This window comes from Desulfuromusa ferrireducens, assembly GCF_055389805.1.
Genome location: NZ_AP042415.1, coordinates 2,480,829 through 2,500,100, shown reverse-complemented (window position 1 = coordinate 2,500,100; position 19,272 = coordinate 2,480,829). Strand labels below are relative to the sequence as shown.

Sequence of the window (19,272 nt, the reverse complement as noted above, 5' to 3'; positions counted from 1 at the left end):
GATTTGGCATTTGACTCTGCCAGGGATAGCTTAGCTGAAGAAGGGACTTATTATCATTAACAACAAGCGCGAACAACTGATCCAGCTCATTTCACAAAGGGATTCCCACGCAGCACCGTTACGAAAAACAGTGCGCGCGGGTAAACCCTATCGGCAGGATAGAAACTGATTGCCGCGACAACTATCCAGATTATGACTTGCCACTGATGACAAATTTTAGATACCGCCCCTCGGGGAAAGTGACCGGGCAGGGAAAATCCTCCGGTTGACCACTGGTGAAGATCGTCCGCAAATCACCTTTCACTTGCAGGGCACCGCGCCGCAACTCTTTTAAGTAATCATCCATAGAAACTTTTTGGTGATTGGATGAACTCATCAACAGACCACCTGATTCCAGCAGTGGCAAGGTTTCAGCGACCAGCTTGGCAGTACCGCCGTGGGTCGAAAAGCGGCTTTTTTTGGTGGTGGAAAAGGAAGGCGGATCGAAGAGGATGATGTCGAACCGCTGCCCCTGCTCGCGCATTTTGGCCAATTCGGCAAAGACATCGCCAACGATAAACTGGTGGCGCTTGGGGTTGAGACGATTGATGGAAAAGTTCTCGCGGGCGACATCCAGATACTTCTGCGAGACATCGACGCTGGTCACTTTCTTAGCCCCAGCGACCGCAGCGGCCACGGAAAAAGCGCCGGTAAAGGCAAACAGGTTGAGAACCCGCTTACCGGCAGCGCGCGCCATCAGCTCACGACGATTGCGGCGCTGATCGGGGAACAGTCCGGTGTTTAAGCCTTCGCGCAGGTCGACCAGGTAATCGAGGCCGTTCTCCTGCACCGTCAACGGCACCGGTGCCGCAGCTCCGGCAATCACCCGGCTGTATTCCTTGGTCTTACTTTTTGCTTCTAACTGGCGGGTTTCCTGCGGGCGCAATTTGCGGTAAATCCCAAGGGGCTGATAGACGCGCTGAAGAGCCTTGGTCAACGCGGACAGATGGCAATCCCAAGCCTCGCTGAACAGCTGTACCATCAAGTAGTCGGCATAGCAATCGACAGTCAGTCCCGGCAGGCCATCCCCTTCCCCGTTCACTAAACGATAGGCGTTGGTCTCTTCGAGCAGGGCATGCTGACGCAACTGTTGCGCTTGCTGCAGTTTATTTTCGAACCAGGCGGCATCAAGTCGGAGTTTATCCTTGCCAAGCACCCGGGCGACGATCCGGTCAGTCGGATCGTAGAGGGCGGTGCCCAACGAGCGATCTTTTTCATCGACCAAAGAAATCAGCTCACCCGGTTTGCCGTCCGGCCACTGTTTGGTAAAGCGATCGGCGATCACCCAGGGGTGTCCCAACTCAAGCATACGGACGGTATCCGGACCGACTTTGCAGTTCTTCATAGTGCCTCCAGCAAAAGATGGGTGATTTTACCTAAGCGGCGCCACAAGTCCAGACAAAACGCCTGTGCCTGAGCAGAGGTCTGTGTTATCTTCCCGGCGAAGAAAAACTGACCATGGAGTAGACAAGATGCGAGAAGCAGCAAAAACCAAAGGTGAAATAATTATCGAACAGCTGATGCGTGAACTCGACCCGAGTTCGCCACGCTATCAGGTGCTGACCACGGCCCGGCAGTTCAAATCGTCCTGGGTCGAATTGGGCGAGCAGCTGATTAAGGTGAAAAACGAGGGGGAATTTCAAGGCTGGGGCTATGAATCTTTTGATGATTACTGTTCCAAGGAGATTCGCATCCGCAAAGAAACGGCGCGCAAACTGACCCTCGCTTACCGCTACCTGGAGCAGGAGGAACCTGCCCTGCTCGCTAGCGAGCGACGCCTGCAACCGCTGCCCGATTACCGCGCTATCGACCTGTTGCGCCAAGCGCGTGAAGAACAACAGTTCTCGGCGGATGAGTACGACCTGTTGCGCGAGTCGGTGATTGAGCAGGAGCGCAGCTTGCCGACGGTGCAGAAGCAGTTCCGCGAAGTGGCCCAGATGCACAATCCACCGGAGATCGATCCGCTCAAGCAGCTCCGCTCGACCTTAACCACTGCCCGGCGGCTGGAAAGTCAGCTGGAAGAATTGCCACAGGCTCCAACGCAGTATGTACAAAGCCTGCATGAGATGATGACCGAACTGGCCCGGCAAGAAGCAGAACTGAGCAACGCTGCCGAGGCAGCGCGCAATGGTGACCCCGAAGGCTAGTCGCCTTTAAAGATCTGCCGGATGCTCTGCAACACCAGTTGTAATTCATCGCACAGCTGAGTCAGCAGATCACCGACATCCTCTTGCCCCTGCTTCAGCTGCCGCCCCAACTCAATGGTCAGTTCATCGAGACGGGTGGCACCAACGAGCCCGGCGGTCCCTTTGATCCGGTGTACGACCTCGGCCAGAGATTTGAAATCCCGCTCGGAAAATACCTGCTGCAATTGTTGTTTAGTGGTCTGATTGTCCCGCTCAAACGCATAGAGCACTTTCCCATAAAGCTTGCGCTTGCCGAGGAGATGTTTAAGACCGTATCCAACATCAATCCCAGGGATACTCTCCGGCACCTCGGGAAGATCGTTCAATTCAGAAAACGAGATGGAAGACGGTAGCGGTAACGACTGGTCGGTTTTTTCCAGTGTTTCGACCTGAGCGCCCACCCTCTCGGCAACCACAGCGCTGTATTTCTGTAAAAAGGCATCTTCTTCGCGCAACAGAATTTCGCATTGCTGACGTTTTTTCTTCCGCACCGCCTTGAGCGCCGCCTGCAGATCCGCCCAAAACGCTGCCTGAGCCTTCGGCTTGACGATAAAAGCATCGGCACATAGCGATTCCGCCAGTTCGCGATCCCGACTCACGGTGTAAACGGCTGAATAAAAGATAAACAGTGTGCCGAGCAGTTCGGGAGCATTGCGCACTTCGCGCAGGAACTGAAACCCGTCAACCTTAGGCATCTGGATTTCGGAAATGATCAGGTCTGGATGGTGTTCAAGCGCAAGCTCCAGGCCTTGAGCCCCATCTGCGGCCTCAACAACCTCGGCCCCATGCTGCTCCAGATAATAGCGCAGCAGGGTGCGATCAACATCGCGATCTGCAGCAATCAGCGCTTTCATTTTCATCCGTTGCCCCCAATGGCCTGATGAATAGCGTCCATAATGGTTAGGAGATTGATCGGTTTTTCGCAAAATCCGTCACATCCGGTGGCCAGAGTCCGCTCCCGATCACCAGCCATTTCCACACCTTCTTCACCGGTCTCGGCAAAGGCAACATCATAACCGCGCCGATTCTGCACAGAGTTGATCAGTTTCAGATTGTCCCGGTTATCTTTAATCGCCAATACTCGCTCAATTAATAAGAAGCATAATTTATCCATTGCGGGATGCAACCATCAGAGCTCCGCTGGAGGAAAAGTAAAAAAAATGGGCGCTGTATGGAAAACGCAGAGCCCAAATAATAAATCAACATTTTGCTTCTTTCAAAAAGAGAACGGCAACCAGCGATAGCCAAAGGCCAGAATCAATGTACCACTGATACAGATACCTAAATAAAGTGCCAACACCCGCTTTCGAAACATCGAGATAAAGAGTGCCATAACCGGCAATGCCGTGACCGGACCACCGACCAGAAGAGCTATCCCCGCCCCTTTCGACAGCTTGATCCCCTCGCCGAATTCGGGGGAAACAAAACCGTAGAGCATCGCTGCGGCGGTTACCTGCGGCATATGTAGCGGGATGGTTGCAAAGGTCAGAGCAAAAATCGGCATGATGCCGGTCCCTTCCAGCAACATCGAGATCCACTCGTTGGGAATAAACTGCAGGGCGATCACCTCGACCGTAATACCGATCAAAGCAAACTTGCCGATTTTTAGAGTTCCCTCCCAAAACTTGGCCAGAAAGACATAGAGCTTATTGTGCGTGCAACGAGCAACCCGGTGCGACAACTGCTGGCCGCAATCGCAACGCAGCTCTTCGACCGGATAATCGGGATCATGGAAATTGCCCTCCGGCATCTGCTTGCGAAAGATAACCTCTTCACTGAATCCGTAGGGCCGGAGCAAGTGAGTCAGATATCCGGCGAACAAGCCGAGGGCAATAGCACTGACCAGCACAATATTCGCCCAAGCAGCGCCAAGCTCCCAATTTAACAACGTGTATCCGGCAGGACTCATCAGCGGCGAAGTGACCAGCAGGGCCATCGCCGGAGCCAGTGGCAGGCCGGCCAGCAGCAATGAAATCACCAACGGCAAAGTGGCGCAAGCACACAACGGACTGACAGCCCCAAGCAAAGTCGCCAAAACAATCGCCAGCCCGCCGAACCGGGTTAGGGCATGACGAATCTTAACGTGCCATTTAAGGGTCCGGATGGTTGCTTCGAGCAGGACACCAAGGGCAATAAATGGCAGAATGTAGACAAACTCATCCCATATTCCCAGCAACAAACCCTTTATAATTTCAATAAATTCCATGAGCTGTGTTCTTCCTTTGATTATTTGGCCAAAGCAGGCATTAGAAAACTATCTGTCATACAGTTGTCCTTAAGTGACAGCTTTTCGACCAGATAAATATAATTAACGGGCCGATCCGCCTCACCTGCGCGGCGAACGACGTACATAAGCTTAGTCATCAGCAAAAGCCATGCCCGTCTTTGACATGCCACGGGGCGACAGTGATGCTGGAAATTACCGTAAAGGTCAAATATCTCCAAGACTTTTCAGATTTCAATGCTATACTGCCTTTGATTATTTGGGAGGAGCCTGGATGGATAATAAATTCAAGAATCGCGTCCGAGAGCAGTTTGGTAAATCCGCCATGGCCTACGTACAAGCGGCCCATTTTGCTGGCGGGAAAGATCTTGAAGAAGCTGCCCGCCTGCTACAACCGACCCATGAAGACAACCTGCTGGACGTCGCCTGTGGTGGTGGTCATACCGCCCTTTTCTTTGCCCCAATGGTCAGGCAAGTTGTCGCCTCAGACCTGACCATGCAAATGCTAAAAACAGCGCAGGAACACCTTGCCGAAGAGGGTGGCGTCGATAACGTGATTTTCCGTGAAGCTGACGCCGAAGATCTTCCTTTTCCCGCAGGATCCTTTACCCTGCTCACCTGTCGTATCGCACCACATCATTTCCCTGACGTACCACAGGCACTCCGGGAATTCCATCGGGTGCTACGCCGCGGAGGTCGCATGGTCATTATCGACACCCTGCTACCAGCGGACCCCGAGATCGCCCACTTCTACCAAACAATGGAGCAGATGCGCGACCCAACCCACATCCATGCCTTCAACGAAGAACAATGGACCGACATGATCCATGACTCTGAGTTGATCCTGCGCGAAACAAAAGTCATTCCGAAAACTCACGACTTTCAGGACTGGGCAAAACGTGCGGGACTAAACCGTGAAGAGATTCAAGGGCTCAACAAGTTCTTTATGGACGCACCACAAAAGATACACGATTTTTTCAAAATCGAGTCCTTTGCCGGTGAAGTAGAAACCTATACCGATCAAAAGTTACTGATCTTTGCTAACCGCAAAGAAAAAGAAAAAAAATAAGTCTAAATCACGACTTAATAAAAAAAGGAGCCTGTAATGAGGCTCCTTTTTTTATGCCTAAATATTTAAATTGACCGTTGTAAATACAGGCGGCCCCTTAGCCTGCCCACATGAAATAAAGATCATTTTTTTGCGTTTCAACCGAAATCTTTATTCGGCACAACAAAAACCTCGACTCGACGATTCAAGGCGCGACCGGAGTCTGTTTCATTGCTGGCACGCGGCTCCAATTCCCCACGCCCTTCACTACCCATCCTTGACGCCAGGACACCGCGCATCACCAGGTAATCGGCAACGGCAATCGCACGGCGGTTGGAAAGCTCTTGGTTATATTGCTCAGAGCCGACACTGTCGGTATGGCCGACAACAACAATTTGCGTACGCGGATAACGACTGAGAATATCGGCAATTTTATTGAGCGGCGGACCGAAAGTCGATTTGAGTGTTGCGGAATTGAAATCAAAAGAGACTTCACTGTCCATCGTCAACTTAAGGATTTCATTTTGCTGGCGTTCAATCTCAATCTGATGCTGAGAGCGTTCATTGGCCAGCTGCTGCTCAAACTCGGTCTGCTGCTTATCCATATAAGCGCCGGCACCTGCGCCTAAAGCACCTCCAGCCGCACCACCGATCAAAGCACCGCGCAACGCGCCGCCGGAATGATCATTCTGATAACCAATAATAGCGCCGGAGACGGCACCGACCAGGGCGCCAATCCCGGCCCCTTGCTTGGTCTTTTCATGGGTCGTATTGGTCGCACACCCCGCCAGGGACACCCCCAGTACAAATGACACAAAAAAGATAAAACGAGATTTCTTCAACATTTCACTTCTCCTTGGTTATTGGATCTCAGACAACTCTCTTCGTTTGATTATAGCCGTACCAAACCCAAAGCAGAAGCATTGAAACAAAAAAATGGGAGGTCCCAGAGGGACCTCCCATCAGTGCTTCTATGTCGAAGTTGCTTAAGCGATGCCAGCAGCGTCTTCGAGCATTGCAGTCGTAACCGACTTAGGACGCTCAATACCGTAACCAAGAGCACGGTCCCAAGTGATGTTGGCGAGGCAACCGAGTGCGCGACCGACACCGAACAGAACAGTGTAGAACTCGTACTGGGTAACGCCGTAGTACCACTGGATGACGCCAGACTGTGCGTCAACATTTGGCCATGGGTTTTTAGCCTTACCATGCTCGGTGAGGACGTCAGGAGCAACTTCGTAGATCATTTTAACCAACTGGAACAGTGGGTAGTCTTTCAGACCTTCAGTTGCCATGCAGAACTCACGCTGTGAAGTGTAGCGTGGGTCGGTCTTACGCAGAACGGCGTGGCCGTAACCTGGGATAACCTGACCGCTGTTGAGGGTCGCCCAGAGAGCTTCCTTGAGACCTTCTTCGGTCGGCACTTCGCCACCGAGCTTTTGCATGAAGTTCTGGGTCCAACGAAGAACTTCTTCGTTAGCCAGACCGTGCAGAGGACCAGCCAGGCCACCGATACCAGCACTGTAGGAGTAGTATGCATCAGACAGAGCAGAAGCAACCAGGTGAGTGGTGTGAGCAGAAACGTTACCGGACTCATGGTCAGAGTGCAGGATGAAGTACATCCGAGCAACATCATCATAAGGAGCGTCGATACCCATCATGCGAGCGAAGTTACCGCCCATGTCGAGCTCTGGATCAGCTTCGATGTGGGTGTCACCCATGTACTTCATACGATAGATGTAAGCACCGATCGGGCCGAGTTTGGCCATCAAGTTGGTGCAATCTTCGTACATGTCTTCCCAACAGGTCATCTTGTTGAACTTACCAGCAGCATAGTTACTGGAAAAGACCGAGTCACGCTGCATTGCGGTAATAGCACAAGAGAACATGGCCATTGGGTGAGAATCACGTGGCAGAGCGCGCAGTACGTCAACGACGTACTCAGGAATCTGGGAGCGCTCTCTCCAGTCCGCTACAACTTCCAGGGTTTGCTCCATGGTCGGAACATCGCCGGTCAACAGCAGGTACCAGAAACCCTCAACGTAAGGCTGGTCACTACCTGGAACTTTAGGCAGAGCAGCAAAAGTCTCAGGAATAGTCATGCCGCGGAAGCGGATACCTTCCATTGGATCGAGATAAGAAATATCAGTTACCAAACTCTTGATGCCACGGGCACCACCGATACACTGGCCGATAGTAACATCACCCAATTTAACATCGCTGCACTCTTTAACTAAACGAGTGGTGCGGGGACGATGCTCTTGGATTTTTTTAAACAGAGTTTCTTTTAATGTCGACATACTCTCTCTCCTTTGTTGTGTTAAAAAAAAGGTCTCGGATGCCCAACGGGCAAAAAAAGAAAAGGTCCGCATAGCGGAAAAACATAACAACTGCCCTGAAAACGCCCGCCCGAACGGTTTCATTGTGCAGTGTAATTGGGAACGCTAAGAGCGTCTTAAGTTAAGCCACTGATAGCCAGAAGCGAAAACCTTCACTCTCTTAAAATTCCAAATATCGTTCTAACAATTCATACCCACATTGTCAAGCGTATTTTGTATACAGTATCCAAGTTAGCAGAGTCCAGCCAAGTTTGTATTGCAGCGCACTTTTTCCTTGCTTTAACTCCGGGTATCGATAAAATGCCTAAATATTATGCAAACCTACCACCCCCAAATAGGTTCACTGCAACTCAGCAACCCGTTGATTCTTGCGCCGATGGCCGGCATTACCAGTCTCCCCTACCGCCGTACGATGAAAGCGTTCGGAGCGTCACTGGTGTTCACAGAAATGGTCAGCGCCAATGGCCTGATCCGTGACGGCCGCAAGACCCGCGAACTGTTGGTTAGTTGCTGCGACGAAGCACCGCTTGGGGTGCAACTATTCGGGGACGACCCAAAGGTGCTGGCAGAAGCGACCCGCATGATCGCCGACGATTGCACGCTTCTCGACATCAATATGGGGTGCCCGGTAAAAAAGGTAATCCGCAGCGGCGCAGGCAGTGCGCTGCTAAAGGATCCACGCCGGATTGGCAGAATCGTTGCTCAAGTTCGAGCCGTCTATTCAGGGCCACTCACGGTAAAAATTCGTTCAGGCTGGGATCCTGACTCGCTGAACTTTCTTGAAGTCGGCCAGATCGCTGCAGCAGAAGGCGCCGATGCCGTAACACTGCACCCGCGTACCCGCAGCCAGGCTTTCAGCGGCAAAGCCAACTGGACGCAGATCTATGAGCTGAAACAAGCCCTACAGGTTCCCGTTATTGGCAGTGGCGATATTTTCACTGCGGAAGATGGCATCCAGATGCTGACTCAAACCGGTTGCGATGCCATCATGATCGGCCGCGGCGGCTACGGCAACCCTTGGCTCCTTCGCGATATTCTGGCGCTATTGGACGGTCAGCAATATACCACCGTTCCCACGGCCGAAAAGCTGCAGGTTGCCATGCGCCATTTACAAATGCAGCGCCAGCAATTTGGCGATAAAAAATCCATGTACGAAATGCGCAAACACCTTTGTTGGTATGCCCGCGGACTGACCGGTGCCGGTCAATTTCGCGCTGCGCTACAGCAGGTCGAAAGCATAGAGCAGTTGATCTCCCTGGTCGAAACATTCTTCAACGAGGCACAAAACGGATGACCAGCAAAAAGCATCCATCCCCCCATGAGTACGCCATGATCCTCGAAAATATCGAGGATGCAGTAATTGCCCTTGACCAACAAGGGAGCATTAGTCTGCTCAACCCGGCGGCGCAAAACTATACCGGCATATCCGAAAAACAGTGCCTCGGACAATATTTTTTCGACCGCTTCAAACATCAGGAAACCCTCTGCTACCTCACGCGAACTGCTCTCGACAGTGGCCGATCGATCTCGGACCATGAGGCGGTGGTGCTACGCATGCCCGGCACCAAACCGCGGCCAGTCAGCGTCACGGTGTCACCGATTTTCACCACCGACGGCACACAAAAAGGTGTCGTCCTGATCCTCCGCGACTTGACCCAAGTGCGCACCTTGGAGGAAACAGTCCGCCGCGCCGATCGCCTGTCTATGGTCGGCACCATGGCGGCCGGACTCGCCCACGAAATAAAAAATCCGCTTGGCGGCATCAAGGGTGCGGCCCAACTACTGCAGATGGAACTGGGAAAAGATGACGAACTGAAGGAATACACGCAGTTGATCATCCGCGAGACCGAACGGGTCAATCGCATCATTGAGGAATTACTCGACCTCTCCAGACCGCGCGATGCCCAGTTGGGTAAAGTCAACATTAGTCAAATCCTGGACGAAATCGTGTTACTGCAAAAACAGGCCGTAGCGGAACGCGCAATCAGTTTCAGACTGCACCTCGACCCAAGCATCCCCGATATCAGCGGTGATCGCGATCTGCTGGTCCGCCTGTTGCTGAATCTGATTAAAAATGCCGGTGAAGCATCACCCGACGGAGAAAGAATAACAATCGAAAGCCGGATCGATTCCGAATATCACATGAGCATTCCCGGTGACCGGCCGACACCGATGGTCCTGATCACCATTAGCGATAAAGGACCGGGCATTCCACAGAAACAACTGGATCAGATTTTCACCCCCTTTTATACGACAAAGGACGGCGGCAGCGGACTGGGCCTACCGATCTGTCAAAAAATAGTCACCGACCACGGCGGTTTCATCCAGATTGAAAACCGCACCGAAGGTGGAACATCAGTCAAGGTTTCCCTCCCGCTACTACGCAGCCGTGACGCGGAACCTGCAACCAACTAAGGACTCCGAACATGTCAATTCAACGTATTCTCGTCGCTGACGACGAAGAGAGCATCCGCTGGGTGCTCTCCAGAGCACTGAAAAAGCAGGGGTTCAACGTCGACCTGGCCGAAGATGGCAAGCAGGCCCTCAGCCTGCTGCGCAACAACAGCTACGACCTGGCCGTACTCGATATCAAAATGCCCGGCATACAAGGGATTGAGCTGCTCAAACAGGTACAGGATGAATATCCAGAGACCCTGGTGATCATCATGACCGCCGAGTCGACCATGGAAAATGCCGTCGCGGCGATGAAAAACGGTGCCTACGACTATCTCACCAAGCCGTTCGATCTCGACGCATTGGACGCCATTATCCTCAAAGCGCAAAAAGCCGCCGAAGTCAGCGAGCAAATCGTTCACTTAAAAGAGGAGCTGCAGGAGCAGTACAGCTTCGGCCGCTCGATCATCGGCAACAGCCAACCGATGCAGGAAGTCTACAAAACCCTCGGCCGGGTCGCCAGCTCCGATGTTACCGTGCTGGTCACCGGTGAAAGTGGTACCGGCAAGGAACTGATCGCCCGTGCCATCCATTTTAACAGTCCACGCCTCGGCAAGCCCTTTCTCGCCATCAACTGCGCCGCCATTCCACGCGAACTGTTGGAAAATGAACTGTTCGGCCATGAACGGGGCGCCTTTACTGGAGCAACAGACCGCAAAGCGGGCAAATTCGAACAGGCCAACGGCGGCACACTGTTTCTTGACGAAATCGGCGATATGCCACTGGAACTGCAAGCCAAGCTGCTCCGGGTCCTGCAAGAGAAGGAAATTACCCGCACCGGCGGCAGTCAAACCCTGAAGATCGATGTGCGTATTGTCGCCGCGACTAACCAGAACATTGTTGAACTGGTCGAAAAGAAACAATTCCGCGAAGACCTCTTCTATCGCCTCAATGTTGTTCCAATCAACCTGCCATCCCTGCAGCAACGCAAAGAGGATATCCCCGCGCTGGTCGAGTTTTTCCTCAAGAAGGCCCAAGAAGATCTCGGCGTCAATTCCATTGAATGCAGCAAGGAAGCGATCAGCCTGCTTAAGCGTCACCGCTGGCCGGGCAACGTCCGCGAGCTGGAAAATGTCATCAAGCGGGCGACCCTGCTGTCACCAAACCACGTGCTGCTGCCGGCCGACTTTCCCGGACTGCTAAGTGGTCATGGCGCAAAAAACCAGGATGAATCGCTGGAAGTGTTGGTGGCGCGCAAACTGGAAAATTCCCTGGCGCAGATGGACCTACAGGAGCTGGACAACCTCTACGAGATGGTCCTACATCAAGTCGAACGACCGCTGATCAATATCATCCTGCAGCAGACCCGCGGCAACCAGGTGCGCACCGCAGAAATCCTCGGCATTAACCGCAATACATTGCGAAAAAAGATCAAGACCCTGGAAATTGACGTCAAACGCGGCAGCTGAGTCAGCAACCAGATAACGCACCTAAAAACAAAAAATCCCCGACAGACTCCAATCTGCCGGGGATTTTTTATGACTTACAGTAAAAACAAGCTGCGGTTTCGCTAATAACCATCGTTCCGCTTGGCCTGATTTTCGAAACGTGTAAACTGACCACGAAAGGTCAGATTGACAATCCCGAGCGAGCCGTTCCGCTGCTTGCCGATGATAATTTCGGCATCATTTTCGTGCCCTTGATCACAGGTGCTATCGCGTTTTTTACAGGCATCACAGTAGACAGCTTCACGGTAAACAAACATGATAACGTCGGCATCCTGCTCGATGGCACCCGACTCCCGCAAGTCAGACATCATCGGCCGACGATCGGTCCTGCTCTCCAGTGAACGGTTTAGCTGCGACAGAGCAATAACCGGCACATTAAGTTCTTTGGCCAGCGCCTTAAGGGAACGGGAAATTTCGGAGATTTCCTGCTGCCGGTTCTCGGTGGTACTGCCACGCATCAACTGCAGGTAATCAACAACGATCATCCCCAGGCCGTGATCGGCCTTCAGTCGTCGTGCCTTAGAGCGCAGATCCATGACTGTAATTGCCGGGGTATCATCGATAAATAGTGGCGACTCACTCAGCTGTCCGGCGCCCATCGTCAACTTTGGCCAATCCGATTCTCCGAGATTACCAATACGTAACCGCCCGGCATCAACCTTAGCAACCGAACAGAGCATCCGCTGCACCAACGATTCCTTGCTCATCTCCAGTGAAAAAACCGCCGTCGGTACCTTGGGCTCGGCGTGGGTCGTTGCGTACTCGGCCATATTAAGAGCAAAAGCGGTCTTCCCCATCGACGGACGACCGGCAATAATGATCAGATCGCCACCTTGCATACCAGCGGTAATCTTGTCGAGGTCGTTATAACCGGTCGGCACCCCGGTAACCAACTCCTTGCGTTCATAGAGCATTTCAATGGTTTTGAAAGTCCCCTTAAGGATATCCTTAACCGCAGCATAGGAGCTTCCACCGCGATTTTCGGAAATCTCAAAAATTGACTTCTCCGCCTCATCGAGCATCAGATTAATATCCCCACCTTCGTAACCACTGGTGGCTATTTCGGTGGCCGCACTAATCAAATTTCGAGCAATGGCTTTTTCTTTAACCAACTTGCAGTAGTAAACAATATTGGCCGCCGTCGGCACATAATCGACCAGCGTCGCCAAATAACTACTGCCACCGACATCCTCCAGTTCATTACGATCCTTCAGTACGGCTGTCACCGTCACCAGGTCGGCCGGCTCGCTCTTTGACGACAAAAAGATCAAGGCTTCAAAAATCTTACGATGACTCTGCCGGTAAAAATCATCCGCGGTCAGGTATTCCATCGTCCGGTTGAGCGCATCATTTTCTAACAAGACCCCGCCGATGACCGACATTTCGGCTTCGAGATTCTGTGGCGGCAAACGCTGCCCGTGGCTTTCTTCCATATCAACTCCTGCGTTAAATCGATCTTGCAGAATAGCAGAGTCGACGAAAATAAAGAAGCGGAAGCCAGACCGGCTTCCGCTTTTCTTTGCTAATGAATTCTGCGTTTCTGGATGGTGCTATTTTACCGCAACCAACTGCTTACTGGTCAAGTCGACCTGACGATAAAAACAGGTTTCGCGAGTCTTGCCGGTCTGCGGATCTTTGGTATGGCAGGAACCACCGCCCTGTGGCTCGACTTTATAGATCAACGCATCCTGATCGCAGTCGGTAAGGATCTCGACAATCTTCAGAAAATCGCCTGAGGTCTCCCCTTTGGTCCACAACTCGTTGCGTGAGGTTGACCAGAAGGTGGCCATCCCCTTTTCCAGGGTCGTTGCATAAGCCTGCTCGTTAACATAGGCCAGCATCAACACCCGACCATCCTTAACGTCCTGCACCACCGCAGGGATAAGACCGCCGCGCTTTACAAAATCGATGCAAACTTCGCTGCCTTCTTCCAACACTTTCTTATCCATCACACTCTCCTAAAGCTTAAAATCAAAATTTATTTGCCTTGACCATGTCCTGGGTAAAGACCTTCGGCGCTGGAACCGGGACAATCCCATCAACCCCGAGTCGCAGCAGCTGCGGCGCCAGGATATTCAATTGTGACTCACGGATAACCACAGAAACGCTACGCCAGTTTTCATCAACCACCGGACTAACAGTCGGCGAAACCACCGAAGGCAGCATCTGCTCAACCTGCGACAAAACCTTGGTCGGCACATCCATGAAAACCATATAGACCGGCTCGCGCTCGGCCTGCAGCACGGCATCGAGGCAGATACGGATATCTTCCATCTTCTCCAGCTTGGCAGCGTTGCCGATGGCATCCCGATTAGCGATCAGCTGCGGATTGGAGGTGAACAATTCGGCAACGATATTATTGCCATTGGCCTTCAATGTAGCACCGGTCTCGGTAATATCGGTGAAGGCATCGCATTCGCCCATATTGACCTTCGCCTCGGTCTTGCCCTCACTACGCAGGATCTGGATATCCTCAATCCCGAACAGTTCGGCCATGCGCCGCCTGGTCAGGTTCGGCAACTCCGTAGCAATGATTTTCCCTTTGCAATCCTCGGGCTTCTCAATGCCAAGTTCCGGACGGCTGGCCAGCACCAGGCGCGACGGCTGGTTGGTGTACTTGGAGAAGATGAAATCGCCCAGCACCTCGACATCCTGTTCCATGCCGGCTTCGAAAATGTAATCCTTGCCAGTGATACCACAATCGACGATACCGTCACGGACCTTCTGCGGCATCTCCTTGCGATCGAGCACCCGAAAGACAACATCCTTGTCGTAGGGGCCCATCAGCTCATATTGACGTCCTGCTTTTAACGGACGACCCGACTTTCCCAACAACCGTAGAACCTGTTCGTTCAGGCTTCCCGAAGGGATACCGAAATAGAGAACGCCTTCTTTTTTACCGTATGCCATAAAATTTCCCTCAACAGCTTGATGATTTTGGCCAACAAAACGTCACAGAGACAAAAAAACAATCCGCAGCATTCTGCCAAGTTCGCGCACAAACATCAATTGCTAGTTTTTTTGCCCTTACATAAAGTGCCCACCCTCCCCGTAGCAAAAGCACAATGGACTTACTTAATGCTGTTGATATTTGCGGCAAACTACTTCAATCCCTCGGTCACCACGGCGTTTTCCAGAGGTTTTGCTCGGCGAGAAATTCCGTTGGGATCGGGGTTAAATACCACCACGCGGCCGGCCTCAGAACACCTTGGATATATGCGAATCCATTTTGACAGGACATTCGATAGGCCGATTTAGCGAATTTATCCCTACGATGCTTAACAGTCGTAACTGCTAAAATTTGAGAAAAGGCCAATTGACGCCATTCTCGCTTTCCGGCCTTCAATACTTTCACACAGACAGATGAAAATCTAAATAACTGAAATCTATAACGGGGTCAGCCGTTAACAAAATATAACCCTCTATGCACTTGTAACCCCTTAACTTAGTGATAGAAGTCAAACGATAGAAACAATAGAGACCCGACAAAGCGAATTCTTCCGTGAGGGGGGGGTATGATCGTATTAAAAGACTTCTGTTGGCTTAGAGCTTTAAACTTCATTGTTAGTCTATCAATACTGCTATTGCTTGTCGCATGTTCTGCCTCCACACAGGCAGTAAAGGCTACCCCTAAAATAGATATAGATATTTTGGAGACAGATGTGTGGGTAATGGGTCAAATTTTTCGGTAAAAGCAACAGTCTATGGAGTTGAACTGGAAGGTAGAACCATAAACATCCAAAAAACAGATTGGGCAAAAGGAGTTCCTCAGATACCACCACTTCCTGAACATAAAACGCCCCTGCCTACATATGCAGATCGGGGCGTTCTCATAACTTGACCGACAACTCTAGGAGTCTTGCTTCATTCAGGGATATATCGTACATAATCGGCTTATCAAAAACCAGGGTTTCACTTTTGGAAATGGATTTTCGGTCAGTTCGACAGATTGTCAAATATAGGTAGTTTTAAGTAAACTAGCTGTCCATGGTTAGGCGGCTTTTTCACAACTGGTAAGTCTTGACGTGCCCACGCTCGCTTGAGATGTAATTCGAAGACCTATGCTTACTTGTCTGTTTTCAGTCCGGCTCTGCGCCAGCCTTTCATGTGCCCATCCAACAGTGTCAGGTTAAGATAACCGCGCCGCGCTAAAAGCCCTTGCACCATCTGCGCGCGTGGCCCATGCTCACACATCAACACCAATTCGGAATTTTTGTCACTTGGTAGCTTGGCAAGCCGGAACAAGACTTTCCACATCGGCACATGTTTCGCTCCCGGAATATGCCCGCCACGAAACTCGATCTTGCTGCGCACATCAACTACCGTGGGCGGGGTTTTCGACTTTAAACGCCGCATCAATTCTTTTGCTTGCAAGATGCTTCCTCCATAAGAGTTGAGCCAATTCGTACGATATCCAATCGTATCACAACTCCTGTGGGGACTTCTCATCAATCACCTGCCAAAAAACGTCGAAGATGATGACTATTTCAACTTTTAATCTTTTATTCAGAGAAAAATAAAAAAGCCTGCAAAAGCTCGGCGGTGCTATTGGTATACTCGATCATCCATCATCATCGCGTCAAAAACCTGTCCCGGCGACAACTCGTTTCGTTCGACCAAGTCCTTCAATGTTGACTTGCCGTCCGCCTCTGTAAACCCCTGCTCATGCAGATAGGCTAAAGAGCCATCCAGGTTTAGATTGAGCTTACTGGTCAGCTGCTTAAGAGTCATAATTTCCGCATGGGGGAAAGGCGGGTGCACGTCCTGCCCGGCGTACCAGGTCTTTTTCGCCATTTTACCGAGATCCATAATCGACGTAAACGGCGGCACCCCGGCAATACTGCCATGGGTACAGAGAACGGTAACAATAATGGCAGCCAGCAACTCTTTACGCATGCAGAAGGTCTTTTTAACCCGGTCCTTCAGGTAGGTCATCAGCGCCGACCAGTTGTAGAAAACATGAAACAGGGTCGACAGGAAAAAAACAAACCCAAGCACCGTATGGATAGTGCCCCATTGTTCTTTCGCCAAGCTCAGGTAACGCCAGTCAGTCCAGTAAGCGATACGGCCTTCCGGCATGACATAGGCGACAACTCCAGAGACGATCATCAGCAAACCGCTGAAAGTGATCAGCAGTGAAATGAAATTACGCAGTTTAAAACCATTTTCCTGAGACATCGAAACCCATCCCCTTTCTGTGCATCCATGAAAAAGGGCGAAAGATCTTTCGACCTTTCGCCCTAGTACTTTCAGTTGTCGCGAGAAGCTAAAAATTAAACTTCTTCGGCACTGACAATAACCTTCAACTCGGCGACAACACCGGCGTCAAGCTTGACAGGGACAACATGCTCACCGAGCGACTTGATCGGCTCAGCCAGTTGAATCTTCTTACGGTCGATGTCAATGCCGGCAGCCTGAAGTTTGGCTTCCAGATCCATCGAAGTGACAGAACCGAACAGTTTGCCTTCTTCACTGGCCCGCTGGGAAAATTCACAGGTGACCTTTTCGACACGCGCTTTGATCGCTTCAGCATCCTTGGTCGCTTTTTCCAGCTTGCGGCCGAGTTGACGCTTCTGATGCTCCAGTTCCTTAACGTTGCGGGTACTAGCAACGACAGCCAGCCCTTTAGGAACCAGATAGTTACGGGCGTAACCAGGCTTAACAATAACCTGATCACCAATAATGCCGAGACCCTCGACATTCTCTTGCAGGATAATATTGACACTCATGAGTTTCCTCCGTATCAGAACGAGTTTTAAATATTTTTTTCCCGAGGCCGGCGAAAATCGACCCAAAGGTCAAAAATACCGACACCGGTAATTACTAATGGTAACGGGTTGAAAATGATCAACAACATGTAAATCAACCCTTTTAATACCGGTGGATACGCCTTGCGCTGTAAAAAACTGCTGACAACGGCCAAGCCCTGCAAGAAGTAGAGCGGCAACAAAACCGCCAACAAATTGCGACCGACCAGAGCCAACGGCTCCAATGGTGCCAGCATCGCGAATCCAGAGACAATCAGAAGCCAAATCAAACCGGAAGGCAAACGCCACTGGGCAAAAGGGATCCCGGCTATCCGGTAATGGTTCTTTTTCAGCCGCTGCAACAACAACAGACATAAAGCCTGTACGGCCAACACGCCAGTCAGATAAAGGCCAAAGAAGTACTGCTGAATAAAATCAGCCAGTCCGTTGATAACGTCCTTCAGCTCCTGCAGTTGCGACTCACTGAAACCTGAGTCCCTATAGATCTGCATCGCCTGATCGACTTCCGCCTTGATCACATCTCCGACCAGCAGATTAACGCTACCATCAGAGGACATAATCATCACGAAGGCCATCAACAGCGTGACCATGGCGGCCCCGGCGACCGAAACAAAGATCGCCCGATCCCAAGCCATATTCCGTAGCAACAAATACGGCAGCAGCAAGGAACCGACCCCGAACAAACCAATATAGGTCGACAGGGAGCTAAGCGGCGCCAACTGCACCAGCAGCAGACTAACAACCACAACGACGACTATGCCGGCCCGCAGACCGTAGCGCATGCTCAGATAAGCTGCCGCCAATGGCGTCAGCAGGTTAAACGCCGCCCCCAAGGGGCCGAGCCAGCTGACTCCCAGCAGACAGAGCAGCGTAATCCCGATGCCGACCGCAGTCAGCAATGCAGCTTGTCCTCTTATCACGAGCGACTTCGGCTTTCTTTTTTAACCAGTTGCGTGCGACTGAGTGTAAGGCAGCAGAGCAATTTGACGGGCGTTCTTGATCGCCTCGGCAATTTGACGCTGGTGCAGTGCACAGGTCCCGGAAATCCGGCGCGGAACAATCTTGCCACGCTCGGACAGGTAGTAACGCAGGTTGTTGACATCTTTATAATCGATCTTGGAGCCCTTGTCTGCGCAGTAGCGGCAGATTTTCCGACGGCCAAAGCGGCGACGCGGAGGAGCAGAAGAGGCTGGACGTGCAGGTCTTTCGTAAGCCATGGATATTCTCCTAGGATGCTATTTAAGTGATTACTCTTTTTCAGCCGAAGCTTTTTCAGTCGAAGCTTTTTCAGTCGGAGCGTCTTCAGTGACGGCGGTCTCTTCGGTCGCGACTTCAGTTACTTCTTCAGCAACAATTTCAATCGGAGCAAATTCGCCTTCATGACGGACCGTCAGAAAACGCATGACCTTCTCGTCAAGACGCATGCGACGCTCGAATTCAGCGATAACCGGAGCCTCGGCACGAAACAGGGTCTGCACATAGCAGCCGCGCTCAACCTTGCTGATCGGGTACGCCAACTTGCGGACGCCCCAGCTGTCCAGCTTGTGGATCTCGGCACCTTGGCCAGTAAGAACCGTCTGGAATTTTTCCATCATGGCAGTCAGGTCGTCGCCAACCACTTCCGGATGGATGATGTAGAGTGATTCGTAGTTTCTCATCAATGTTTCTCCTCTCGGATTATGCAGCCCCGGACACTGGTCCGGAACAAGGATCGGCCCGAAACCCCAACGGCTTCGGACGAAACATTAGCTTGTAGCACAATCAAC

20 protein-coding genes are annotated in these 19,272 nt (G+C 51.6%); 5 read left to right on the top strand and 15 right to left on the bottom strand.

The window, feature by feature from the left end; all coding sequences use genetic code 11:
* Positions 1-190: 190 nt before the first annotated feature.
* On the bottom strand, positions 191-1,384 hold the full coding sequence (locus tag ACZ5PT_RS11240) for a class I SAM-dependent rRNA methyltransferase (RefSeq protein WP_464263127.1): 1,194 nt from the start codon (positions 1,382-1,384) through the stop codon (positions 191-193).
* 127 nt (positions 1,385-1,511) lie between these two features.
* Between ACZ5PT_RS11240 and ACZ5PT_RS11235 the strand changes: the two genes are divergently transcribed.
* Positions 1,512-2,186: a hypothetical protein gene (locus tag ACZ5PT_RS11235; protein ID WP_464263126.1), complete on the top strand. Its 675-nt coding sequence runs from the start codon at positions 1,512-1,514 to the stop codon at positions 2,184-2,186.
* Here the strand turns inward: ACZ5PT_RS11235 and ACZ5PT_RS11230 are convergent.
* The 3 genes from ACZ5PT_RS11230 to ACZ5PT_RS11220 all read right to left on the bottom strand — a co-directional run bounded on the left by ACZ5PT_RS11230 (position 2,183) and on the right by ACZ5PT_RS11220 (position 4,431).
* On the bottom strand, positions 2,183-3,085 hold the full coding sequence (locus tag ACZ5PT_RS11230) for an Hpt domain-containing response regulator (RefSeq protein WP_464263125.1): 903 nt from the start codon (positions 3,083-3,085) through the stop codon (positions 2,183-2,185). The genes ACZ5PT_RS11235 and ACZ5PT_RS11230 overlap by 4 nt on opposite strands.
* Positions 3,082-3,303: a response regulator gene (locus ACZ5PT_RS11225; protein ID WP_464263124.1), complete on the bottom strand. Its 222-nt coding sequence runs from the start codon at positions 3,301-3,303 to the stop codon at positions 3,082-3,084. Before ACZ5PT_RS11225 ends, ACZ5PT_RS11230 begins: the two co-directional genes overlap by 4 nt.
* 138 nt (positions 3,304-3,441) lie before the next feature.
* Positions 3,442-4,431, bottom strand: coding sequence for a permease (locus ACZ5PT_RS11220; protein ID WP_464263123.1), 990 nt, complete (start codon positions 4,429-4,431; stop codon positions 3,442-3,444).
* Between the two features lie 292 nt (positions 4,432-4,723).
* On the opposite strand from ACZ5PT_RS11220, the gene ACZ5PT_RS11215 reads away from it, so the two are divergent.
* Positions 4,724-5,518, top strand: coding sequence for a class I SAM-dependent methyltransferase (locus ACZ5PT_RS11215; RefSeq protein WP_464263122.1), 795 nt, complete (start codon positions 4,724-4,726; stop codon positions 5,516-5,518).
* 137 nt (positions 5,519-5,655) lie between these two features.
* Here the strand turns inward: ACZ5PT_RS11215 and ACZ5PT_RS11210 are convergent, their stop codons facing one another.
* Positions 5,656-6,342, bottom strand: coding sequence for a YiaD family glycine zipper/OmpA-like lipoprotein (locus tag ACZ5PT_RS11210; protein ID WP_464263121.1), 687 nt, complete (start codon positions 6,340-6,342; stop codon positions 5,656-5,658).
* 141 nt (positions 6,343-6,483) lie between these two features.
* Positions 6,484-7,797 (bottom strand): citrate (Si)-synthase, encoded by a 1,314-nt coding sequence (locus tag ACZ5PT_RS11205; RefSeq protein ID WP_464263120.1) that lies wholly within the window; start codon positions 7,795-7,797, stop codon positions 6,484-6,486.
* Positions 7,798-8,149: 352 nt separating this feature from the next.
* Here ACZ5PT_RS11205 and dusB point away from each other — a divergent pair, with 352 nt between their 5' ends.
* Genes dusB through ntrC form a run of 3 tightly spaced genes read left to right on the top strand, consistent with a single transcriptional unit; the run spans position 8,150 to position 11,699 of the window.
* Positions 8,150-9,130 carry a tRNA dihydrouridine synthase DusB gene (gene dusB, locus ACZ5PT_RS11200; RefSeq protein WP_464263119.1) on the top strand — a complete coding sequence of 327 codons (981 nt, stop codon included), beginning with the start codon at positions 8,150-8,152 and terminating at the stop codon, positions 9,128-9,130.
* On the top strand, positions 9,127-10,251 hold the full coding sequence (locus tag ACZ5PT_RS11195; protein WP_464263118.1) for a two-component system sensor histidine kinase NtrB: 1,125 nt from the start codon (positions 9,127-9,129) through the stop codon (positions 10,249-10,251). Before dusB ends, ACZ5PT_RS11195 begins: the two co-directional genes overlap by 4 nt.
* An 11-nt stretch (positions 10,252-10,262) precedes the next feature.
* Positions 10,263-11,699: a nitrogen regulation protein NR(I) gene (gene ntrC / locus ACZ5PT_RS11190; RefSeq protein ID WP_464263117.1), complete on the top strand. Its 1,437-nt coding sequence runs from the start codon at positions 10,263-10,265 to the stop codon at positions 11,697-11,699.
* Between the two features lie 101 nt (positions 11,700-11,800).
* On the opposite strand, the gene dnaB is transcribed toward ntrC, so the two are convergent.
* The 9 genes from dnaB to rpsF form a co-directional block, all read right to left on the bottom strand.
* A complete protein-coding gene (dnaB, locus tag ACZ5PT_RS11185; protein ID WP_464263116.1) occupies positions 11,801-13,171 on the bottom strand; it encodes a replicative DNA helicase in 1,371 nt (456 codons plus the stop codon).
* Positions 13,172-13,288: 117 nt separating this feature from the next.
* Positions 13,289-13,687 carry a phosphoribosyl-AMP cyclohydrolase gene (gene hisI / locus ACZ5PT_RS11180; protein WP_464263115.1) on the bottom strand — a complete coding sequence of 133 codons (399 nt, stop codon included), beginning with the start codon at positions 13,685-13,687 and terminating at the stop codon, positions 13,289-13,291.
* A 22-nt stretch (positions 13,688-13,709) separates the two neighbouring features.
* Positions 13,710-14,648, bottom strand: a complete 939-nt coding sequence (hisG, locus tag ACZ5PT_RS11175) for an ATP phosphoribosyltransferase (protein ID WP_464263114.1) — start codon at positions 14,646-14,648, stop codon at positions 13,710-13,712.
* 1,155 nt (positions 14,649-15,803) lie between these two features.
* Positions 15,804-16,112, bottom strand: coding sequence for a rhodanese-like domain-containing protein (locus ACZ5PT_RS11170; protein WP_464263113.1), 309 nt, complete (start codon positions 16,110-16,112; stop codon positions 15,804-15,806).
* Positions 16,113-16,283: 171 nt separating this feature from the next.
* Positions 16,284-16,916, bottom strand: a complete 633-nt coding sequence (locus ACZ5PT_RS11165) for a DUF4405 domain-containing protein (protein ID WP_464263112.1) — start codon at positions 16,914-16,916, stop codon at positions 16,284-16,286.
* A gap of 95 nt (positions 16,917-17,011) precedes the next feature.
* Entirely contained in the window at positions 17,012-17,467 is a 456-nt protein-coding gene (gene rplI, locus ACZ5PT_RS11160; protein WP_464263111.1) for a 50S ribosomal protein L9, read from the bottom strand.
* A gap of 26 nt (positions 17,468-17,493) precedes the next feature.
* Entirely contained in the window at positions 17,494-18,426 is a 933-nt protein-coding gene (locus ACZ5PT_RS11155) for a DUF2232 domain-containing protein (RefSeq protein ID WP_464263110.1), read from the bottom strand.
* 21 nt (positions 18,427-18,447) lie between these two features.
* Positions 18,448-18,723, bottom strand: a complete 276-nt coding sequence (rpsR, locus tag ACZ5PT_RS11150; protein ID WP_464263109.1) for a 30S ribosomal protein S18 — start codon at positions 18,721-18,723, stop codon at positions 18,448-18,450.
* 30 nt (positions 18,724-18,753) lie between these two features.
* Positions 18,754-19,164 carry a 30S ribosomal protein S6 gene (gene rpsF / locus ACZ5PT_RS11145; RefSeq protein WP_464263108.1) on the bottom strand — a complete coding sequence of 137 codons (411 nt, stop codon included), beginning with the start codon at positions 19,162-19,164 and terminating at the stop codon, positions 18,754-18,756.
* Positions 19,165-19,272 lie beyond the last annotated feature (108 nt).

Excerpts from the sequence above, each read along its gene's own strand:
- ACZ5PT_RS11240 (WP_464263127.1), bottom strand. The coding sequence starts at position 1,384 with ATGAAGAACTGCAAAGTCGGTCCGGATACCGTCCGTATGCTTGAGTTG.
- ACZ5PT_RS11235 (WP_464263126.1), top strand. The coding sequence starts at position 1,512 with ATGCGAGAAGCAGCAAAAACCAAAGGTGAAATAATTATCGAACAGCTG.
- ACZ5PT_RS11230 (WP_464263125.1), bottom strand. The coding sequence starts at position 3,085 with ATGAAAATGAAAGCGCTGATTGCTGCAGATCGCGATGTTGATCGCACC.
- ACZ5PT_RS11220 (WP_464263123.1), bottom strand. The coding sequence starts at position 4,431 with ATGGAATTTATTGAAATTATAAAGGGTTTGTTGCTGGGAATATGGGAT.
- ACZ5PT_RS11215 (WP_464263122.1), top strand. The coding sequence starts at position 4,724 with ATGGATAATAAATTCAAGAATCGCGTCCGAGAGCAGTTTGGTAAATCC.
- ACZ5PT_RS11210 (WP_464263121.1), bottom strand. The coding sequence starts at position 6,342 with ATGTTGAAGAAATCTCGTTTTATCTTTTTTGTGTCATTTGTACTGGGG.
- ACZ5PT_RS11205 (WP_464263120.1), bottom strand. The coding sequence starts at position 7,797 with ATGTCGACATTAAAAGAAACTCTGTTTAAAAAAATCCAAGAGCATCGT.
- dusB (WP_464263119.1), top strand. The coding sequence starts at position 8,150 with ATGCAAACCTACCACCCCCAAATAGGTTCACTGCAACTCAGCAACCCG.
- ACZ5PT_RS11195 (WP_464263118.1), top strand. The coding sequence starts at position 9,127 with ATGACCAGCAAAAAGCATCCATCCCCCCATGAGTACGCCATGATCCTC.
- ntrC (WP_464263117.1), top strand. The coding sequence starts at position 10,263 with ATGTCAATTCAACGTATTCTCGTCGCTGACGACGAAGAGAGCATCCGC.
- dnaB (WP_464263116.1), bottom strand. The coding sequence starts at position 13,171 with ATGGAAGAAAGCCACGGGCAGCGTTTGCCGCCACAGAATCTCGAAGCC.
- hisI (WP_464263115.1), bottom strand. The coding sequence starts at position 13,687 with ATGGATAAGAAAGTGTTGGAAGAAGGCAGCGAAGTTTGCATCGATTTT.
- hisG (WP_464263114.1), bottom strand. The coding sequence starts at position 14,648 with ATGGCATACGGTAAAAAAGAAGGCGTTCTCTATTTCGGTATCCCTTCG.
- ACZ5PT_RS11165 (WP_464263112.1), bottom strand. The coding sequence starts at position 16,916 with ATGTCTCAGGAAAATGGTTTTAAACTGCGTAATTTCATTTCACTGCTG.
- rplI (WP_464263111.1), bottom strand. The coding sequence starts at position 17,467 with ATGAGTGTCAATATTATCCTGCAAGAGAATGTCGAGGGTCTCGGCATT.
- rpsR (WP_464263109.1), bottom strand. The coding sequence starts at position 18,723 with ATGGCTTACGAAAGACCTGCACGTCCAGCCTCTTCTGCTCCTCCGCGT.
- rpsF (WP_464263108.1), bottom strand. The coding sequence starts at position 19,164 with ATGAGAAACTACGAATCACTCTACATCATCCATCCGGAAGTGGTTGGC.